The sequence below is a fragment of the Psychrobacter sp. Ps6 genome (assembly GCF_022129235.1).
Lineage (GTDB): Bacteria > Pseudomonadota > Gammaproteobacteria > Pseudomonadales > Moraxellaceae > Psychrobacter.
This window is the reverse complement of record NZ_JADQAI010000006.1, coordinates 1-20,873: the sequence shown is the minus strand read 5'-3', so window position 1 is coordinate 20,873 and position 20,873 is coordinate 1. Positions and strand designations below refer to the sequence as shown.

General features: G+C 44.8%; 10 protein-coding genes. 4 read left to right on the top strand and 6 right to left on the bottom strand.

Translation table 11 applies throughout. The features are described 5' to 3' along the window. The first annotated feature begins 89 nt into the window (after nucleotides 1-89). Together I3255_RS08390 and murU are read left to right on the top strand one after the other, a co-directional pair. Nucleotides 90-1,196, top strand: coding sequence for a phosphotransferase (locus I3255_RS08390; RefSeq protein ID WP_238038435.1), 1,107 nt, complete (start codon nucleotides 90-92; stop codon nucleotides 1,194-1,196). A gap of 49 nt (nucleotides 1,197-1,245) precedes the next feature. Beyond that, a complete protein-coding gene (gene murU / locus I3255_RS08385; RefSeq protein ID WP_238038434.1) occupies nucleotides 1,246-1,989 on the top strand; it encodes an N-acetylmuramate alpha-1-phosphate uridylyltransferase MurU in 744 nt (247 codons plus the stop codon). 419 nt (nucleotides 1,990-2,408) lie between these two features. On the opposite strand, the gene cydB is transcribed toward murU, so the two are convergent. The 6 genes from cydB to I3255_RS08355 all read right to left on the bottom strand — a co-directional run bounded on the left by cydB (nucleotide 2,409) and on the right by I3255_RS08355 (nucleotide 11,773). Further along, the gene (gene cydB / locus I3255_RS08380) at nucleotides 2,409-3,425 is read right to left on the bottom strand and encodes a cytochrome d ubiquinol oxidase subunit II (protein ID WP_238038433.1); all 1,017 of its coding nucleotides are present in this window, start codon (nucleotides 3,423-3,425) and stop codon (nucleotides 2,409-2,411) included. Then, nucleotides 3,425-4,906: a cytochrome ubiquinol oxidase subunit I gene (locus I3255_RS08375; protein WP_238038560.1), complete on the bottom strand. Its 1,482-nt coding sequence runs from the start codon at nucleotides 4,904-4,906 to the stop codon at nucleotides 3,425-3,427. Before I3255_RS08375 ends, cydB begins: the two co-directional genes overlap by 1 nt. Before the next feature lie 468 nt (nucleotides 4,907-5,374). Next, entirely contained in the window at nucleotides 5,375-7,846 is a 2,472-nt protein-coding gene (locus I3255_RS08370; RefSeq protein ID WP_238038432.1) for an alpha/beta hydrolase, read from the bottom strand. A 370-nt stretch (nucleotides 7,847-8,216) separates the two neighbouring features. Then, nucleotides 8,217-9,395 (bottom strand): hypothetical protein, encoded by a 1,179-nt coding sequence (locus tag I3255_RS08365; RefSeq protein WP_238038431.1) that lies wholly within the window; start codon nucleotides 9,393-9,395, stop codon nucleotides 8,217-8,219. A 218-nt stretch (nucleotides 9,396-9,613) separates the two neighbouring features. Continuing rightward, a complete protein-coding gene (gene coq7, locus I3255_RS08360; RefSeq protein WP_238038559.1) occupies nucleotides 9,614-10,252 on the bottom strand; it encodes a 2-polyprenyl-3-methyl-6-methoxy-1,4-benzoquinone monooxygenase in 639 nt (212 codons plus the stop codon). 189 nt (nucleotides 10,253-10,441) lie between these two features. Continuing rightward, entirely contained in the window at nucleotides 10,442-11,773 is a 1,332-nt protein-coding gene (locus tag I3255_RS08355; RefSeq protein WP_238038430.1) for an MFS transporter, read from the bottom strand. A gap of 451 nt (nucleotides 11,774-12,224) precedes the next feature. Between I3255_RS08355 and I3255_RS08350 the strand changes: the two genes are divergently transcribed. Both I3255_RS08350 and I3255_RS08345 read left to right on the top strand, forming a co-directional pair. Then, nucleotides 12,225-15,656, top strand: a complete 3,432-nt coding sequence (locus I3255_RS08350) for a BamA/TamA family outer membrane protein (protein ID WP_238038429.1) — start codon at nucleotides 12,225-12,227, stop codon at nucleotides 15,654-15,656. A 100-nt stretch (nucleotides 15,657-15,756) separates the two neighbouring features. Then, a complete protein-coding gene (locus I3255_RS08345; protein ID WP_238038428.1) occupies nucleotides 15,757-20,751 on the top strand; it encodes a translocation/assembly module TamB domain-containing protein in 4,995 nt (1,664 codons plus the stop codon). Nucleotides 20,752-20,873 lie beyond the last annotated feature (122 nt).

Genomic DNA, 20,873 nt, shown 5'->3' with positions numbered 1-20,873 from the left:
GCTTAAGATATGACCATTTTAGCAAGTATTTGCCTGACTTATCACTACTTTAATTATTTATGATTTATATTTAACCTATGATGCCCATTATGACTGATAAAACCACTATAGAGCCTGACATGACCGATAACAATAACGACAATCGCCAACAACAACTCGAGCATTGGTTACAGCAAGTATTTGTAGATATGCCCTTTAATCTAGACAGCTTACCGGGTGATGCGAGTGCACGCCGCTATCATCGCATTCAATTGCTAGAGGCTGATGGGTCAGGAGATACGCGTTATATCGTCATGGATTCTGCTGATGAGCAAGATGCCATGCGGCAATTCATCAATGTTGCCAAGCTTATGTCGCCTGCAATCAATGTACCGACGCTCATCGCACAAAATCTAGAAAAAGGTTTTTTGGTGCTACAAGACTTTGGTGCAGTAGAGTTTGCTCATTTGCTGACTGATGCAACACCAGATCAAATAAATGACTATTATCAGCTCGCCATGCAGACGTTAGTAGCGCTGCAAACGGTACCAGTCGAGACTGCAAGATCTCAGTATCAGCTGCCAGATTACGATACGGCGTTATTAGATCGCGAGATGAACCTGTTTAGTGAGTGGTTTATCCCTTATATCAGCGTAGAGCTGAATGAGAAGGTGTGGGAAAACTTGAAATCGGTACTTATCAATGAAATCCTGCTGCAGCCACAAGTCATTGTGCATCGCGACTATCATAGTCGTAACCTCATGCAAGACCAAGCGGACACATCGCGCTTAGGTGTGATTGATTTTCAAGATGCCGTGATCGGCTCTTACACGTATGATTTGGTTTCGCTAGTACGTGATGCCTATGTCGAATGGCCAGAGCGTCAAGTATCTGCATGGATTAACGACTTTTGGCAGCTACAAAAGCAACAATCGCTAACCACAGCCGATAATGTGGTGCAGCTTGAAAACGACGTCAATGTAATGGGCGTACAGCGTCATTTAAAAGTACTAGGTATTTTTATTCGATTATCTAAACGCGATGGCAAAGATCGCTATTTGGCCGATATTCCCAAAGTCATGCGTGATTTAATTATTGAATTAAACTGGCTGGCTGAACAAGGTAATGATGAGGTCAAGCATGCCGTCATATCTTTTAATCAATGGTTAAAAGATGCTGTCGTACCTGCATACAAAGGTAAGTTTGTTTCAGCGTAGATGATGCTCAATCAAATTAATGATATAAATAATAAAAATAGGAGTAAGCATGTCTAGCTTTACGATTACACAAGCCATGATCTTGGCTGCTGGCAAGGGTACACGTCTGCGACCATTAACACTAGAAACGCCCAAGCCTTTGGTTGAAGTAGGTGGACAGCCACTTATCGTCTGGCATATTAAAGCACTACAAGACGCAGGTATTACCGATATCACGATCAATGCATCATGGTTGTCTGATAAGCTGATAGATACCTTAGGCGACGGCTCGCAATATGGGGTCAAATTACATTGGTCAGTAGAAGGCGATGAACCGTTAGAGACGGCAGGTGGCATTTTTCAAGCATTACAGTCAGGCAAGCTGCGAGACGAGCCATTTATTCTCGTCAACTCTGATGTTTGGACGACCTATGATTTTGCTCAGTTGCGAGACTATACATTAGGTGCGGATCAGCGCGCACATCTGTTGTTGATTGACAATCCAGAGCACAATGATGGTGGTGATTTCGCTATTAATAATGGTCTTGCCAGCGAGCAGCCAGTTGGCAATGCGGACAAATTCACTTTCGCTGGTATCAGCGTGATGTCTCCTACGTTGGTAGAAGGACTGGTATCAGGACAGCCTGCCGCATTGGCACCACTACTTAAGCAAGCGATGATTAAATTCCAGATTACTGCTGAAGTAATTACTGACAACTGGATCGACGTTGGTACAGCCGAGCGCTTGGCACAAGTGAATGAGTTTATTGAAAAAAACGATATCGATAATCATCAAGGTCGAGTAAATTCATAAGCAAAAATACACCGGTAAACACAAAAAAGCAGCGTTGAATTATCAACGCTGCTTTTTTATGGGTTCCGACATTTTTTACGGGTTTTGATATATCGTTTTTATCGTGCCTTCAACGCATCAATCACAAAATACATTCAAATCTAGCAAACTGAGTATACAGATGGTTATGATTCCAATAGTTCTAATCTCTAATGTCAGGCAGTTTTATTAAACACCCATAGCAAGTTTGATAAGCTGTGCAATCGTAAACACAACTAAAAACCCTGCTGTATATAGACCAATAAACCATAACCATTGAGATTGTTTTTTACTAAGCTTTTTCATATCTTTCTCCTGATTAGCGTATCAACAGTGGCTATCAACTGTCAGCAAAAATAGCCACTGCTTCTAGCTGATCCGTTACTTATCACTATTAACGATTAGTACATCGGATTATGATCAGATTTACCTTTGAACGTATAGTAAGCAAAAGCGGTATAGCTCAAGATAATCGGTAGCATGATAACAGCGCCAATAAGCATAAATGATAGCGAAGTATCCGCCGCCGCCGCCTCATAAATTGTCATCTGATACGGTACGATATAAGGGAATAGCGCAAAACAAACACCGATATAACCCATTAAAAATAGCGCAACCGTCAATAAAAACGGACGATACTCACGTTCGGTCTTCAGGTCTTTGCGCATGATAAAGAACAAAATCACAGCAATGACAGGCATAGGGGCAAGATATAGCAGCTCTGGAAAACCAAACCATCCCTCTAATGCATCAATGTCCGAAAAATACATGAACGCGGTCACAACAATCATCGCTACCACTAACGCGGTCAGCATCCAGCCTGAGACTCTGCGCGCCCATACTTGTAGGGAGTGTTCTGTTTTTATGATGAGCCATGTCGAGCCAAGTAAGGCATAACCGATAATCATGGCAAATCCGCAAACAATCGAGAAAGGCGTAAACCAATCAAACGGGCCACCAGTATAGAGACGGTTACTGGCCTCTAACCCTTGTACCAGCGCACCAAGCATAATACCTTGAGAGAAAGTAGCAACGACTGAGCCGACAAAAAAGAAAGTGTCCCACACATGTCGACGCGACGACGACTTGAAGCGAAACTCAAACGCTACCCCGCGCATGATAAGACCGAATAGCATGGCGGTCACAGGTAGGTAGAGACCTGTCATGATGATACCGTAAGCAACAGGGAAGGCGGCAAATAGACCGCCACCGCCCAATACCAACCACGTCTCGTTACCATCCCAGAAAGGGGCGATAGAATTCATCATGCGACTGCGATTTTTATCTGAGCCTGCAAACGGGAATAAAATTCCGCAGCCCAAATCAAACCCATCAAGCAGCACATAAACAAAGACAGATAAAGCAATCAATCCGCCCCAAATAAGAGGTAAATCTAATACATCACCGAAGTTAAACATTAGCGTAATCCTCCATCATCGACATCATCTGCAGGCGCATCTAAGTCCTCTTCAGTATTTTTGGCAGGATTGCTGTCGCCACTCAATGCGCGACCTTGGCTTTCTGTTACTGAGTGTTCATAGAAGTTGTCTTCAGCAGGATCTGTATAAGGCTTAGGACCTTGGGCAATCAAACGCAAGATATAAAAACTACCCGCACCAAAAACAAAGATATAGAGCACAATAAAGCCAATGAGTGTCGTAGCCACTTGCTGCGCTGCAAGGGGAGACATACTTTCAGCAGTACGAATCACCCCATATACTGTCCAAGGCTGACGTCCTGTTTCAGTCACGAACCAACCGGACAATAGAGCAATAAAGCCAAGCGGCGTCATCATCATCCACGCACGGTGGAACCACACGCTATCAGAATTGAATTGTTGTTTCTTAAAGTATTTGTAGAGACTGAATAAGCCAACCAGCACCATCAACATCCCGATACCAACCATGATACGAAATGCCCAGAACACAATAATGACCGGTGGCTGGTCTGCAGGTGCCCAGTTCTTTAAACCTTTGACCTCACCATCTAATGAATGGGTAAGAATCAGGCCAGTCACATAAGGGATTTTTACTTCGTATTTATTGGTCTGGTTTTCTTGATCAGGAATCGCAAATAGTCGTAGAGCGGCACCGCGCTCATCCTCCCAGATACCTTCCATGGCGGCGACTTTAGCTGGCTGATGTTCAAGCGTATTTAGACCATGCTCATCCCCAATCAACACCTGCGCCGGCGCGACAAAGATAGCCATAATCATCGCCATACCAAGCATCACGCGACCATGCGCACGGTGATCGGCATGTTTTTTGGATTGGATATAGTAAGCACCAATACCACCGATAACAAAGGCAGTCGTCAAGAATGCCGCGGTCATCATATGTGCGTAGCGGTAAGGAAATGAAGGGTTGAAAATAATCTCAAGCCAGTCGGTTGGATAAAGCAGACCGTCTGCACCCATCATAAAGCCCTGAGGGGTTTGCATAAAACTGTTAGCAGAAAGTATCCAAAATCCTGAGATTAGCGTACCAATAGCGACAATGGCAGTCGAGGCAAAGTGCATGCGTTTGCTGACACGTCCCCAGCCAAATAGCATGATACCCAAAAAAGAAGCTTCTAAGAAAAAAGCAGTCAGTACTTCATAGGCGAGTAGTGGGCCTAAAACGTTACCTGCCTTGTCAGAGAATACAGCCCAGTTAGTACCGAACTGATAAGACATCACCACGCCAGATACCACACCTAGACCGAAAACGACGGCAAATATCTTGACCCAATGCTTATACACTTCAGCATAGATAGGATTACCGGTTCTTAACCAGCGAAATTCAAGTACTGCAAGCCAGCTGGCAAGTCCGATAGAGAAGGCAGGAAAGACAATATGAAACGAGATAACAAAAGCAAACTGAATGCGCGCGAGCATCAGCGCATCGAGCTGGTCAATCATAAACGTAGCGAACATAAACGGTTACTCTCATCTGTTAGCTGAATAGCGCTGGCTTCCGTACAACGCTCAAGTAACTGTCCGTAACTGTACATAAATCAAGGTGACAAAGATTACGGGCAATGGCTCAATGGCGCAGAACTTTACTTTACCAACATTAGACATAAATTGTGGCTAAGCTTGCGACTCACTGTTTAGCTGAATTGAATAATTTATGTCCCTATAAATTCATATATTACAGTCATGTGCTGTATATATTATGCGCCTCCCTAGATAGTCACGCAACCCATACCGTTAGACAGCTACATACCTATGAGTCAGAAAAACAATCATAAAATACTCTTGAAAATAAAATTAACGTTATGAATAACAATGACTTGGAAATAGTGAGTATTTTTTCATAAAACATCTGTTCTGTTTATTACTTGGTGTCCCATGCATTAAAACATTCACCAATAACAAAAACATACATCATTCTTGTAACTGTTCATGCAAAATTCGCCGCAGCGTCAAAATAGTTTGCGGATTGGTTTGAATACTATGACCGCCATTGATAACTGTTTCAGACGCGGCGCCATCTAGGTGAGCACTGGTATAGGGAACAATGCCATCTGATAAACGCTGGGTTAGCGCCTGACTGATATTTTTATCAACAGTGACGGCAGCGACAAGCGGCTCAGCAGGCAGCTCTGATGTGTCCTCTGACACGCTGACACTTACGCTTTTATCTGTCGCGTCTTCTTCTACTGCTTGCGATAAATCAATTTTGGCACCGTCAGGCTGTGCTTGAGCCAACCCTTTTGTGATATCAGCATCGTTGTTGGCAATAATTGAATGATAAGTCACATGGCTATTGATCGTCAGATCTTTGGTTAATTCGATAAAAGAAGATTTGTCACTGAGCTGACTGGCACCATTTTGTAGATATAAAGCGCCCAATGGGTTTTGCGCCAGATCGCCTTGCGTGGCAATCGTCGCTAAGTTATCAGTCACAGTTTTGACCAAACCGACTGGCAAATAAACAATACGGCGCAGTGCCCGCGTAAACCAGCGGTCTGCATAGTCAGTGCCGCGAAAAGGTGCAGATAAAAAGACAGCGGTGTCTACTTGTGGCAAGGATTGTAGCTCAAACCGTTTTTTCAATTCCTTTTCACCAAACGATTCTTTTAGTGCGTCACGGATTTGCCGTTTTTCACTACTAGAGAGAATGTCTTGATCATCAAGTCTATCCAAATCATCGACCAAGTTGTCATCGGACAGCATCATGCGCGCGATAATGGCTCCCATGCTGTGGCTAATGATCACGCTGTTTTTACTGGCGCGATTTTGTCCTGTCGGGTCCGTCTGCTCGTAGGTAGTGTTGATTAATTGCTGAATCTGATAACGGTTTTCTAAAATAGGCAAATTGGTTGGATAAAATATTTGCCAAACTTGGTAATTGTCGCGCAGCTTATCATCATTGAGAATATCGTTAGTAAGATTGACCCACGTTGCAGGGCTAGACGCCAGCCCATGCAGCATAATGATGACACGCTTGTCAGGGTCATAAGGTTCGAGCATAAACAGTTTGGGTAGACGAGCATCTGGCTGGCGCGTGATGAGGTTCAAATAACCCACGCTGTCCAACTGGTTTTCTGCCAGCCACATTCCATAACCTGCTGAGAAATTGGCTGCTAACGGATAGTTATCGTTAAGAATGTTGACGGTTTCAGTTTGGTATGGATTGTATAGATGGATATCGAGCTGGCGACTGCTCAGCACATCCAGCACGCTATCACCACTTGGTTTGATCAAACCAGTCAGCAGTAGATGACCAGTAGGGTAAATGCGTGAGCTTGGCTCGCTATCTTTTGTATTGTCACTCTCATTGGCTAATCGACCCGATAGTGATGATGCCAATAACTGGCGAATCGTGGTGGTATATCGATCATCGAGAGAAGCAACTAAGCTGATACCTAAACCGGGACGTTTGCTAACAGAGTTTAGCCCAGAGAGACGTAGCTCGTAAGTAGAAACTAAGTCTGCTAGCGCAGAGTCTTGCTTATGAGCATTTTGCAAATAGTTGTTTTCATTTGGCAAATAGATGCCGAGGTCATAATCATCTACTTGTACTTTCATGACCTTCACTTGGTCGATCGCTCTACCTTTTAGCGGGGCTCGATTGGCAATCGCTGCTTGATCGCTGCTATCGCGCTTGGCAGAAGGTATGGTTAAGTATTCCACTCTTGTGCCATTCATTAATTTATCTGAATTTTCGGTCGATCGATACAGCTGCGTAATGACATCATTGCTGGCAGCGTTGTAGATATCTTGGGTCTGAATATCGTTGTCAGTTGGGATGCGGGTTTGCGCATGATCACTACTATAGCTTTCATCAGCACCCTCAAAATCATGAGTCAGGCTGTCATAAAACAAATAGGTATAGCTATATTTAACCGCATTAAATAGTCTGTCCTGATAATTGTTTAAGCAAAGAGTGGTCTCTTCTTGCTGCGTTTTGGCATCGTCTTCGCTCAAAGGCGCATTGGCGTAGTATGGGTCAAGTGGTGGACGAGCAAGTGCATTGCGGCAGTTTTGTGAGTCGGCAAGCTGGCGCGCTTTTGCGTAGTGCAGTTCTGCAAAAATCGCCAGTGCAGGTCGATAGTGCTTATTTAAAATACTGTCCGTGAGCTGAGTCAGGCACAAGTCGAATTGCTGCATACAAGCTTGCTCATTAAGACCTGCTGATAGCAAGGCAGATGCCGTATCGCTGCTTAGTTGATTATCAGTGACGATATTACCGCGCTGTGCTGAGATGGTCTTGGCCGATGCTTGTTTTTCCACCGAGACGACACTACAGGCTGGTAGCAGCATTGCGGCTGTTAATAATGCGACTGAGGCGATAGGCAGCATTTTTTTATTGGCTTGCGTTACCGTGTTTTTGCTAGTGCTAGCAGAAGTCATAGGTCAGTCCGGTAAAAAAGTAGTTATGAGAAAACTAGAAATGGAAATGCTCTTGGTTATAATAGAGTTTAGCGTAACTTTTGATATTAGACTATTTTATTTGAAGGGTTGTAACCAAGCGCTATATATCGAACGATTTTTTCAAATGATGGTTATTATTTTGAGATACACTTAAATTTTTGGTTAAAAAGGGCGTTCATTTAGACAAAGGAGAAAAAGACAAAGTATAAAAAGACAATGTTCTGTGCAAGCAGGTTTCTATTAGATACAAAAAAGCGCCTTTGCTTTATATTCATAAAAACAAAGGCGCTAGGTATGCTAAGACTACAAAATTATTTGTTTATCTTTAATGTAGGCAAACAGTACCAATTTAGGCACCTGGCTTCACATTGATATCCGGTGCAGGGATGTCCCAAATGTAGAATTTGCCATCTTCAACCAGTTTGATTTGCTGAGGAATAACGGTGTTGTTAGGGTATTTTGCTTCAAGACGACGTAGGCGCTCTAGGGCGTTAGCACGGCGATCACTGAGTAGGTCTGACTGTGCCAAGCTTTGCTCTGCTTCGGTATAACCTAGTGATACGGCGCGGTCTAGATATTTTTGGCCTTCTTTAAACCCGCCACCTTCTGATAGCATCATGCCATATAAGAAATTGGCTTCACCGCTATCTGGTTGAATTTTGATGGCGCGGTCAACATATTGCCCGCCGCGTACCGTGTAGTCTGAGCCTAAGTCTAGATTACGACCCATTCCGTTTAGCTTAGCTGCGCGCATCAATACATCGTAAGACGCATTTGGTGATTTGGCATAAGGCTCAATCCAATCGGCCAATACTTTGATTTTTTCGCGAGTGTAATGGCGCTGAGTGCGGTTAGGGAAGTTCGGTGGATAGTGACGAGCATTCGGTGAGACGTCTGCGATGAAATCATCAAGCAAACTGACGTCAAGTTTATCAGTACCTAGGCCCTTTTGTTGCGGGATCAAGACGGTTTTGATAAAGCTCACATCTGAGAGCTGTACTTGTGGTGTTGGAATATTCAAGAGCTGACCGCTGCGCAGATCAATACCAGTCGCAGTCATCGGACCTGGCTCATAGACGCGAGTGGTACCGCTGATTACAGGGGCATTAGCTGGATTCATCATTTGCGATGCTGGTGGCTGAGCGGCGCTGACAGGTACACGATTTGGTTGAGTACTGCTTGATTGCATCATCTGTGCTGCCTGTGCCGTGCTCAAAGGGGTACGGTTAGGCTGAGTGTTGCTTGACGGCATCATTGGCTGAGTATTAACTGACGGAGCGCTATTAGAAGGCATAGCATCTGTTGTACTTTGAGCTGTGCTGGCCGTCGCACCTGGCCTTGCCAGACGAATCACACGTTTGCTGGAATCTATAGCGCTCGGTACAGCAGGTGCTGATGTAGCAGCAGTGTCAGCTTCTGCGGCATTCACAGGCGCAGAAAGCATCATTGCACAGGCAGCCGCGAGCGCAGTCAAGGTTGCAAGCTTTGGCGACTTGGAAGACGCGCTATTAAAGAGAGTTGCTTTCATAAAAATCATTACCTTATTTAATTTATTTAGTCGTTATTTATTCATTAATCGGTTGATAGTCAGGATATATTTTTGCTGCAAAATCGTACAAATTTTTAACACCCTAGCAAATTAAGCTTTGCGCTATCTGTGGTAGGATTGTTACTCGCTAGCGTTGAGTGAATCTGGTAGTGTCAGTGAGACCAGATATGCCATCGATGAACTTATTATATATACCTCTACAAATGATAAGCAGTCGCCTTCATACAGTTGGCCATCCAGCGCATCGTCTGACGTACAGGTGGTGATAATGCAGCGCCGCCACTTGCTAGTGCGAGCTCGCGATGATGTCGCTCTTCGATATCCATTTGTGCCAGTATTTCTCTTGAACGTTTATCATGTTCGGGTAGTTGATTGATATGATCTTGCAGGTGCTCGCTAACTTGTGTTTCTGTTTCCGCGACAAACCCCAAACTAAACTCATTTGAGATAGCCCCCGCGACTGCACCTAGGCCAAAAGACATCCCATACCAAAGCGGGGTAAACACACTCGCATGGCTACCCAGTTCATTTAAGCGCGTCTCGCACCAGACCAGATGGTCGACTTCTTCTTCAGCAGAATTTTGCATGGCTTGCTTGACGCCACTGTCTTTCGCAGCAAATGCTTGTCCGTGGTAGAGACCTTGCGCACACACTTCACCGGTATGATTGATACGCATCAATCCTGCGACATGACGCGCCTCTGTGATGGTCAGTTCAGGAATCTCGTCACTACTCACTGGCAATGGGCGCGTACTGGGGTTTGAGTTTGGCACGACAGCTCGTAATGCTTTGTCGACCCCAAGCAATAACTGGTCGATTTTGGATAAGGGACGCAGGGCCATGGTTCACTCCTGATGGCGTTAAATTCTATCAATAAAATAAGACTAGTGACTGCTCTAGGGCAATAATCCTATGTACAGCTCTTATGCACATTACTATAGCAAACAATCGAAATTATCGGCATCAATATTATTACCTTGATAACCTATCGATTGCTATCGTTATTTAAGCTCGATATGGCTTATTTATATAACCATTTCATCATTGGTTTGGATAACCGCCTGTTTGATATGTCTATTTAGCTTAAGGTATAAGAAGATACCAAAAGCAATATTGAGCACACCTGTTACCAAAAATAGCTGCGGTAGACTTAGCCCTAATGCATTTAAGATGACAATCGCAAAAATCGCTGACGTGACCATAAATATCGCATTGAATATGTTGTTGGCACCCACGATACGCGCGCGATGGCTCTTTGGCGCATAGGCCTGCATCGAGGCATATAAAGGCACAATATACAGACCACCACTAAATCCCAATAAGAACAAATCAGCAAAAACGCGCCAGCTCCCACTGATACCAAATAAATCACTGATACCAAGCAATGTGTCATTATTCACATTTATGTTTAGGCTTGAAAGTGAAAAGTACAAATCAATAGCAAAGATACTCAATCCAGCAATACCAAAAGGTAATAGGCGCAGGCTTACTTGGTTTTTGGTCAATGATTTGCATAGGAGCGAGCCTATCGACACGCCTACCGAAAATAGCGTCAATAGAAAAATAACCACCGACTCATCACCATGCAAAATGACTTTGCTGAACTCTGGCACTTGAGTCAAAAACGTCGCCCCATAGAACCAAAACCAGCTGTTGCCAAGAATGACAAAAAACAAAAATGGTAGAGAGTAGAGATAGCGCACCGTAGACAAGCTGGTGGTGATAATATTCCAGTTAATCTTAAGATCAGGCTGCATAGCTGGCATGTTAGGGATATAACGTGCTGCCAGATAACCCAGCACAGCAACGACCAATACGGTGGCGCTAATCCAGTACAGTGATTGTGATAGCTGAGTTAAGATGCCAGCGACAATCATACCAACAAGTATAGCCAGAGAAGTGCCCATCTGAAACAGACCATTGGCACCGACCAGCTCATCTTCTTTCATCGCCTGTGGTAGATAAGCGTACTTAATCGGTCCAAAAAAGGTCGAATGCGTGCCCATCAAAAACAACGCGACAAATAAAAGGGTGTACCATTCAAAAACAAAACCAACCGCAGCGATTGCCATGATGATCAGCTCAAGCACTTTGATAAACTGCGTGAGCTTAGATTTTTCATACTTATCAGCGATTTGTCCTGCCAATGCCGAAAACAAAAAGTAGGGCAGTATGAATAACATCGCGGCCAAATTGTTTAAAATACTGACTTCGACGCCCAATTGACTGGCAGCGGTATAAGTCAGAACCAGTATGAGTGCTTGTTTAAAGATATTGTCATTAAAAGCGCCCAAAAACTGGGTAAAAAACATGGCGCTAAAACGGCGGCGCTTAAATAGCTGAAACTGATTGGACATGAACGTTCCTACAGATGAGACGCGGCTGATAAAGTAAGAAGAGGCGCTGAACGCAGCTTATAATGCGATAGCAATCATCAATATTATCAAAAACTTATCGAAATACAGCATAGGTTTTATCAATATTAAGCCGTATAATAGCAAGGCTTAGGTAAAAATACATGAAACCTGCGCTATGATTTCATAATTAACTAAGTTATGATTTGTAAATTTTATGTGGTTGTATTAAAAGGTGCGAGCGACGGTAAAGGTGAAGGCCTGCTATCAATCAAGACTGTTTGAATGGTGTCACCCATCGAGTGCTGAATAATATGCGCTAGAGACTTCCATCATGACAAGCAACGCAGTAAACCATTAATTTCAGCCCACTGCTATAAGCTTATTCACCGGTCAGACTTGGCGATAGTCATCGTTAATAATAGTATGCCGCGTGAAGGGATAGGACGTAAACATGACCCAGCCGCCTTCAACTCGAGCACGCAACATATTAATGAGGCAGCGTGACAGCATGAGTATTCAGAACGATATCAGCATCCAAAGCACTCATAGCGGTACTCCCCGTATTCATTTCAAGCGCTCAGCGCTCTGTACCGCGCTAGCTACTAGCCTAGTCAGTGTTGCACCTGCAGCATTGGCTGAGACAACCAACACAAATATCACCAATCCATCGACCAGTAATCAAGTCGCTAAGACTCAATTAGCCAACAATCAAACGGCTAATAATACATCAGGCGCACCATCAGACGATGATAGCCAGCTCGATACTGCCCTAGATGCACTACGTCTAAAAAAGGCAGTGGAGCAGGGCATTATTGATCAGTCGGTCTTGGATGACTATAGCGAACAAACACTAGGTATCAAAAAATCAGGCGCTAACTCGTCATCTTCTCAGAATGACAGTGCCCGAAATAATAATCAGAATAGTGGCCTGCAAGATTCAAATCGTTTCGACGATGATAGGTACGCAGAAGGCATGCAAGCAGATCTATCTAACGATGATTTGTTGCAACAAGCAACGGCGATACAGCAGCAAAGCTATCAGATGATGACGCCTGAGCAGATTGATCGTGAGTTGGCTGCGATGGATTTGCAAAATGCTCAAGATATCGACAGCATTAACAATGACAGTGCTTTTGATACGCCAATTGCCACATTAAACGACACAGCGCCGCCCATTGGCTTAGATGTTGAGTTAGATGCGACCGACTTATCTGCACCTAGCAATCTTGACACATTAGGCAAAAGTGAAACGGCAGCAGAGCAGGCAGCCACAGCTGAAATTATGTCACGTCCCATTAACGTGAGTGACTCTGTCAGTAGTGGAGGTGTCAATACAGCAAATGGCATTAATGACGAGATAGTAGCGGGTGATAGCGATATAACCGATGGCGACAACATGCCCTCAGATGTGATTGATCCTGAAGACTACTTACCGGATTATCAGAATGATACTCAGGCTGTCAATCAAAGCATCGAGCAAGCTGACCAGTCAAAGCCGCTCGCACGTAATAAAAGCAACATTGTTAAACGTCTTTATAATCGGTTGTTCAATGGTGGCGCGATGGCATTGCCTAGTGTGGAAACCACGGTTTATATACAACAAGCCGCTGGTGAAGACACCGCTAATGGTCAGCCAAAACTCATCAAGGCTGACAACGATGCTCAGCCAATGAAAAACATTAAAGCGGCCCTCGATGACACCTCAGTGCGATCAGTCATTGATTTCACAGCGGCGCTGCCACGTCTGCGGCAAACAGCATTGGATGCTGCCAAGGCAGTGGGTTACTATGATGTGACGCTTAGTCTACGTCAGCCTACGCGTGATACGATCAATGTGGTTATCGAAGAGCTGGGCGAGCCTGTTATTGTAGACAGCCGTATTGTTGATATTCGCGGTGAGGGCGGTGAGCAAGAAGAGTTTGTCGCGCTTGAAAAAGAACTACCACCGCAAGAAGGTGATATTTTTAACCACCGTGTCTACAAGAGCAGCAAAGCCGCGCTTGAGTCTTTGAGTAATACTTATGGATATTTCGATCAATATTGGTTGAACAAATCTGTCGATATTATCTTGCCAGACAACAAAGCGGATATGTCTTTGGTCTATAACACAGGCGACCGCTACGAGTTTGATGATGTTGTTTTCTTTACCTATGACAAAGAAACCAACACGCTGACACAAGACCCTGACAAACTCCCAGTAGAATTGTCGTTATTGCAGCAATTGTATGAGTTTGCGCCAGGTGATCCTTTCTATCGTCCGTCAGTGACAAAGTTTAGTAATGACTTGTCAGCGACTCGCTATTTCAATACTGTCAACGTTGAGTCTATATTACCGCCAGATGACCGGAGTGAAGCCAGTACATTGGCATTTGATAATGCACCTGCCAATAGCAATGCTATATTGGATGAGGATGTTGATAATGATGGCGTCTCAGGTATTACTGGCGATAATGCTACTCTAGCAGCATCCAATAATCGTTTGGCTAGTACAGAAAATACGGGTAGTGATACTGGCGTAGCGAGCGAAAGTGCCTTAGGTAACGGTAGTGGAGAGACTGTCAACGAAGCTGACATTGCTGCTATCGAGTTTGAGGCTGATGAAGAAACGCTTGATAAGCTACAAGCCGTTAAGAAAAAAGCAGAGCGCCTAAGTAACTTACCTGATGATCGCGTGCTAGATGAAAAAGACCAAGAAGCTGATAACTTATTAGGCAAAATTAGTGATTCAATTAGCAATGTGGCACAAAAAATATTCCCTGATGAAGAAAACCTACTGGCTGATGAGAACTTTGTACCACCGACATTAGCAGGACGCAAGACGCCGCAAGACGTTGCGACAAGCAAAAAAGTACCGTTATACGTTTTTGTCTATGCTGACAAACCGCGTGATGCGCAAGTTGGTTTGGGTTATGGTACTGACACAGGCGTTCGAGCAACCGCAAAGATCGATTATAATTTGCTTAACCGTCAGGGTTATCAAGCAGGCGCAGAAACGGAAGTATCCAGAATCAGCAAAAACGTCGCTGTCTATGCAAGCCGCCCTTGGAATCACCCGCTCAATGATAAATTGGATGGGCGTCTGTCTTATGAAGAAGAAGTTATTGACCAAGGCAAAGGTAACTTTGATTTATCTACCACCACTTTAAAAGCGGCCTTGGCACGTAATATTCGCCGTGATAGTGGTTGGAATCGTAGCTACTCTATGCGTTATCGTTTGGACGAGCTAGAGACTGGCGTTGATGGCGCCGCGCGTGATGATTTACCTATCCGCTTTACCTCGTCAAATCCCAAGCAGCAAGCATTGCTGTTTGGCTATGGTATGAATAAAACCGACACGGATAGTGCGACCAATCCAACGCGCGGTATGCGTCAGTATTATTCGATTGAAGCAGGTGCTGACAAAGCACTGAGTGATACTGATTTGGCCATCGTTCGTGCTGGTGTTAGCGGTATTTATAGCTTTGGTGATGACAAAAAACATCAAGTACTTGGTAGTTTGAATGGTGGTTATATTTGGGCAGATGATTTCTATGATGTGCCTTACAAATTGCGCTTTTTCGCAGGTGGCGACCAAAGTATCCGTGGCTATGACTACGAGAGCTTATCGCCACTAAACGATAAAGGCTATCTGACAGGCGGGCAAGTACTAGCGGTTGGTAGTGCAGAGTATAACTATGAGTTCAAACCGGGCTTTCGCGGTGCATTCTTTACCGATGTTGGTAATGCGTACGACAAAGACTTTGATGCTGAAACCAAAGTTGGCGTCGGCGTCGGTGTGCGCTGGGCCTCTCCTGTCGGAATAGTGCGTGTCGATGTCGCCGCAGGGGTGACAGAAGACAATATTCCTGTGCGATTGCACTTCTTTATTGGCTCACCGTTGTAGATGCTCGCTTTATCAGTGTACAAACAAATTGCCTAAACCGTTTTATTCATCACTTACCGTACCGATTGCTGGTCATCACTTTTTAACGTAGTTGAGAGTCATGCTGACAGAAAATACCCCGCCTAACAATGCACCAGATGAAGATCCAGCACAGCGCGATGCTCGTGCTGTTAGGCGCTGGTACCCGCTATCATTTTTACTCAAGCTACTGGTACTGATTCTTATCGTACTAGTGATTATGTTTGCGATATTTTTTTATGCCGCAGGCACTGACTCTGGCACCAAGTTCATTTTAGAAAAAATCAGTGCTGAGACGGGCATCGATTTCAAATATGGGCGCGGTAATTTGCGTGATGGTATTTGGCTGACCGATATCGATATCGATGCAACTGAAGACCTTGAGGTATTAGTAGACAAAGCCTATGTAAAAATAGGCTGGCGTGCGGTATTTGCAAAAGAAGTGCATCTGAGCGATGCCGATATACAGACCATCGAAATTCTCAATAAGAAACCACCGACTGGCGAACCTTTTGATTATAAAACCCTAAAGCTACCAGTCAATCTACGTTTTGATAAAGCAAAAATTAAGAAAATTATTTATAAGCAAGTAACCAAAGATCCTATTGTCATCAATGACATTGTGGCTCGTGATCTGACATGGGTTGGTAGTACCGTCACGGTAGGTCGTGGCGACTTACAGTATGCTGATATCGTCAAAGTCAGTGCCCTACAAGGCGAGATTGACTTGCAAGGCGACTATCCGTTGGATTTGAGCGCGATTGCAGAAGTCAGTGCGCTTGAAAAGGCATACATTGATCCACTGAATATCACGGCAACCGGTACGCTAAAACGTACGGTTGGGCAAGTGCGTAGCCGCTATAACGATAGCGATGTTAGTGGCAATTTTGTCGTTCAGGCACTGGATACAGGGTCACCATTTCAAGCAAAACTACAATGGGATGATATTTTGGTTCCTTATGCAGACGATCAAGACATTCGTCTGCAAAGTGGTATGGCGACTGCATCAGGGGTCATCTCCGAGATACGACTTCGCATCAATACGGAATTGACTGCCAAAGACATTCCGTCCGGTCATTATCAAGGGCGGGCGGTCATTGCAGATAGTCAATTGCGCATTGATCGTTTAGAGGCTGACGTTCCATCTGGGCGTTTGGTAATACAGGGTATATTAGGTTGGAAAGATAGCTTTAATGCGACGCTGCGTGCGGCTGGTAGTAACTTTGATATTCGCCGTGCTATTCCTGACGACTATACTGATTTTAAAGCGTATGCTCCGCAAACCCTTAATGGCAGGTTATCGCTACGCTATCAGCAGCAGAACAGCAAAGGTAATACGCAGATCGATGCAGATTTGCGTCAGCGCGATGGTGAACATATCAATGCCAATATGATCCGCGGTGAAACCTCTGCTAAGTCTAAGCAAGTGGCGCCTTGGTACGTTGATGCCACTTGGCAAAATTTGATCCGCCGTGATGTACCCAACATCGGCAATATTGATAGTCCTCGCGGTCAGGCAGATGTCATCGTTCGTGGTTCAAACCTATCCGTCGATGCCAATGCCGTTATCAATGAACTCAATGCTGCACCTAAAGGCAATTATGACGTGCGCTTGCGTAAAGCAGGTGACATTATTGATATCAATCGACTCAATTATGATGGCATCGTAGGCGATCTGTCAGGCGCCGGACAAATTCAGTTAGCAAATAAAAACCGTCCGCTGACGTGGCAAATTGATGCAGCGACCAAAGGTTTATTGCCTAAAGAATACCGTAGCGATTTACCACTTGAGCGTCTAACAGGGCGTGTGAGTGCTCGTGGTCGATTGCTAAATATCACCAAAAACGGGGTGAGCGGTCAGCGTCATGTGATTACTGTCAATAATACCGACTTACAGGCACAGCTTGATGCCACGCAAAACGGTCGCGCGATCGGTATAACAGGTAGCGGTGATACCAGTGTCGATATCGTGGGTGGTGAGTTGTCTGTATTTGACGCCCGTTTTAATGGTCAGATCGATACGGCAGACGTACCAAAAGGTCGTCTATCAATTGATGCAGCAGGGACGCCTGATCTGATTAGTATCCGCAAACTAAATTATAATGGTGAGGCTGGAGGAGTGAATGCCAAAGGTGTCATTGATTTGCGTAGCAATATCGGCTGGACCGTCGATGGTCGCTTTGACAACTTCAATTTGGGTTACTTTTTACCCAATAATCCAGCCATCATCACAGGTGATCTAAAAACCAGTGGCGAGTGGCAGGCTGCGCCTAAAAATAGACCAAATACCGCAGGTACATTACAGCGTTTTGCTGTGAATTTTGATGGGGTCTTGGATGCCGAGCAATTACCAGCAGGTAAGCTCAATATTGAGGCAAGTGGTGATAGCCAACTGATTCGTATCAAGCGTTTCCGCCACGTGGGTGCAGCAGGTAGTATCGATGCCACAGGAACGGTCGATGTGCGTCAAGGCATCGCGTGGGACATCAATGCGGTGATGGATCGCTTCAATATCGGATATTTCTTAAAGGATACACCAAGCCTTATCACAGGTACCATCGATACGGATGGTCGCTGGAGCGATACGCAGCAAACGATCAATATCAAACAAGTCAATCTGAGCGGTATGCTAAAAGGCCAGCCACTTAGTGCTAAAGGTAGTTTGGCTGCAAAACTGCGATTGCCAAAAGACTTAGCCAGTTATTTCAAACGTCTACAAACACAAGATGCCCAAGCACAGTATAAGCAAGTGAATGCATTGATCGATAGTTTAAATGCTGACAACTTGATACTGCGCTGGGGTGACAACTATGTCACTGCTAATGGTAATGCCAAACAGCTACAAACTAAAATTAATATCACAAGCTTAGATCAGTTATCGGACAAGCTTGCTGGCAAAGTGACTGGTGGAGCGACTTTGTCTCAACCAGCAGGTCAGGCACTGCCAACGATTTATATCGATTTAGTCGGTGAGCGGATTGCACTACCGGGCTTTATTTTGCGTCAAGGTCGTATACGTGGCAAGCTGGTTAATTTAGCCAATAGCCCAAGCCAGCTTATCGTCAGCGCTGAAGGTCTGGATGCTGCGGGACAAAGCTTCGATAGTGTTAAAGCATCATTTAACGGTACTGAAAAATCTCATGTGGTTGATCTCAATGTGGCCAATAAGCAACTGGACATTGGTGCCAGACTAAAAGGTGGGTTCGATCGAAACACACTACGCTGGTCAGGGGTCATCGGTAAAGGCCGCGTTAAATCCAGATACGCTACCCTGAATCAATTACAGCCAGCACAGCTGATTGTGAATTTGCCTAATAATCAAAATGGCAATAGTACAGATCTCAAAGTACAGTTGGCTGCACATTGTTGGCAGGCCGCGGATCAAACGGGCAAACTATGCTTACGCAAGAACTTAGTGGCTTCTCCAGCCAGTGGTGAGGTCGATGTGGCATTGCAGAATTTAGATACATCATTATTTTCAGTATTTTTACCAAAGGATATTGATTGGCACGGCAAAATTAATGGTAAAGCCATTGTCGGTTGGCAACGTGGTCGTCCACCAACCATTAACACGGCACTATATTCAGATAATGGCAAAATCGGCTTGATTCAAGACGGGGATAGCACGCCTGTGACACTGCCTTATAAGCGTGTTTCACTAATCGCCTTGTCGGTGCCAGAAGGTATCAAGCTGCGTACCGACATCAATACGGGTCGCGGTGCTCGCGGTTATGCTGAAGTCGTTGTTGATCCTTATAAAACGCCGAAACCAATCTCTGGTGCACTCGTGTTAAATGAGCTTGATTTGGCCATCTTTAAGCCTTTCTTCCCGGGTATGCGAGTACTAAAAGGTAACGTTACGATGGCAGGAGGACTTGGCGGTACGCTAGATAAGCCTCAGTTCTACGGTGATGTGAAACTCTCTAATGGTCGCATCGCCATGCTAGACTTGCCAGTGAATTTGACTAATGTTAATACACAGGCCAAAATTCGCGGCACGCAGGCGACTATTGACGGGACGTTCAAAAGCGGTACAGGGACAGGTACACTGACCGGTACGGTCAATTGGCAGCAAAAGCTACAAGCCAAATTGAGTATTGTTGGTGAAGGGCTTGTGATTACGCAGCCGCCTTTACTAGTGGCTGAGATCAATCCTGATATTGACATTATCGTACGTCCAAGTGACCGCTATGTGGACATCAAAGGGGCAGTTAGCGTGCCGTCAGCGACCATTCGTCCACCAGAAGCCAGCGAAGACATTGTGACTCAATCTGAAGATGTAGTTGTGCTAGACCGTCGTTTGATTGGTAACATCGATGACGTATTGGCAATGTCAAAACCTTGGTCTATTAATGCTGATATCGGTGTCGATTTAGGCGATGATATCAACTTCCGTGGTTTTGGTGCCGTCATTCCGTTGGCTGGTGCGATTAACATCAACCAAAATGGCACAGGTATCATGCGCGCAAAAGGAGTGGTTCAGGTCTCGCGTCGTACCAACATTAATGCTTTTGGTCAAAGCCTAGAGCTCAATTATGGTCAAGTGCGCTTCAATGGCGACGTTATGAAGCCTAGCTTGAGTATTGAAGCTGCAAAAACCATTAATGGTAAAACAGTGGGTCTGCGTGTGAAAGGTACGACTGAAAGCCCAAATATCATCGTCTTTAATAATGCAGGTTTGACCCAGCAGCAAGCAATGAATGCGCTAGTGACAGGGCGAATCGATAACAAAAGTGCGACTCAAATCAGTGAGCAAGGGTTCAAGTCACAAGTGACCAATAACTTGGCAGCAGCTGGACTAAGCTTTGGTCTTAGTGGAACGCGCAGCCTTACCAATCAAATTGGACAAGTTTTTGGCTTACAGAGTTTGACCGTTGATGCCTCAGGCAGTAGTGAAGATACCAATGTCAATGTCACCGGTTACGTGACCCCTGACTTGTATATTCGCTATGGCGTAGGTGTTTTCAATGCTCAAAACAGTCTGTCTGTTCGCTATCAGTTGACTCGTCGCATCTACGTAGAAGCCAGTTCAGCCGCCGAGAACGCGGTAGACGTGGTCTATAGTTGGCAGTTTTAAATGACACATTTAGTAGACGGTTAACTTATAACTGACATTACTAGGGCGTGTCCCTAATTCAAACGTGTATCACTAAATGGGCTAAAAATGGCTAAATCTTTGACAAACGGCGTCAAATAGCT

Excerpts from the sequence above, each read along its gene's own strand:
- I3255_RS08390 (WP_238038435.1), top strand. The coding sequence starts at position 90 with ATGACTGATAAAACCACTATAGAGCCTGACATGACCGATAACAATAAC.
- murU (WP_238038434.1), top strand. The coding sequence starts at position 1,246 with ATGTCTAGCTTTACGATTACACAAGCCATGATCTTGGCTGCTGGCAAG.
- cydB (WP_238038433.1), bottom strand. The coding sequence starts at position 3,425 with ATGTTTAACTTCGGTGATGTATTAGATTTACCTCTTATTTGGGGCGGA.
- I3255_RS08375 (WP_238038560.1), bottom strand. The coding sequence starts at position 4,906 with ATGATTGACCAGCTCGATGCGCTGATGCTCGCGCGCATTCAGTTTGCT.
- I3255_RS08370 (WP_238038432.1), bottom strand. The coding sequence starts at position 7,846 with ATGACTTCTGCTAGCACTAGCAAAAACACGGTAACGCAAGCCAATAAA.
- I3255_RS08365 (WP_238038431.1), bottom strand. The coding sequence starts at position 9,395 with ATGAAAGCAACTCTCTTTAATAGCGCGTCTTCCAAGTCGCCAAAGCTT.
- I3255_RS08355 (WP_238038430.1), bottom strand. The coding sequence starts at position 11,773 with ATGTCCAATCAGTTTCAGCTATTTAAGCGCCGCCGTTTTAGCGCCATG.
- I3255_RS08350 (WP_238038429.1), top strand. The coding sequence starts at position 12,225 with ATGACCCAGCCGCCTTCAACTCGAGCACGCAACATATTAATGAGGCAG.
- I3255_RS08345 (WP_238038428.1), top strand. The coding sequence starts at position 15,757 with ATGCTGACAGAAAATACCCCGCCTAACAATGCACCAGATGAAGATCCA.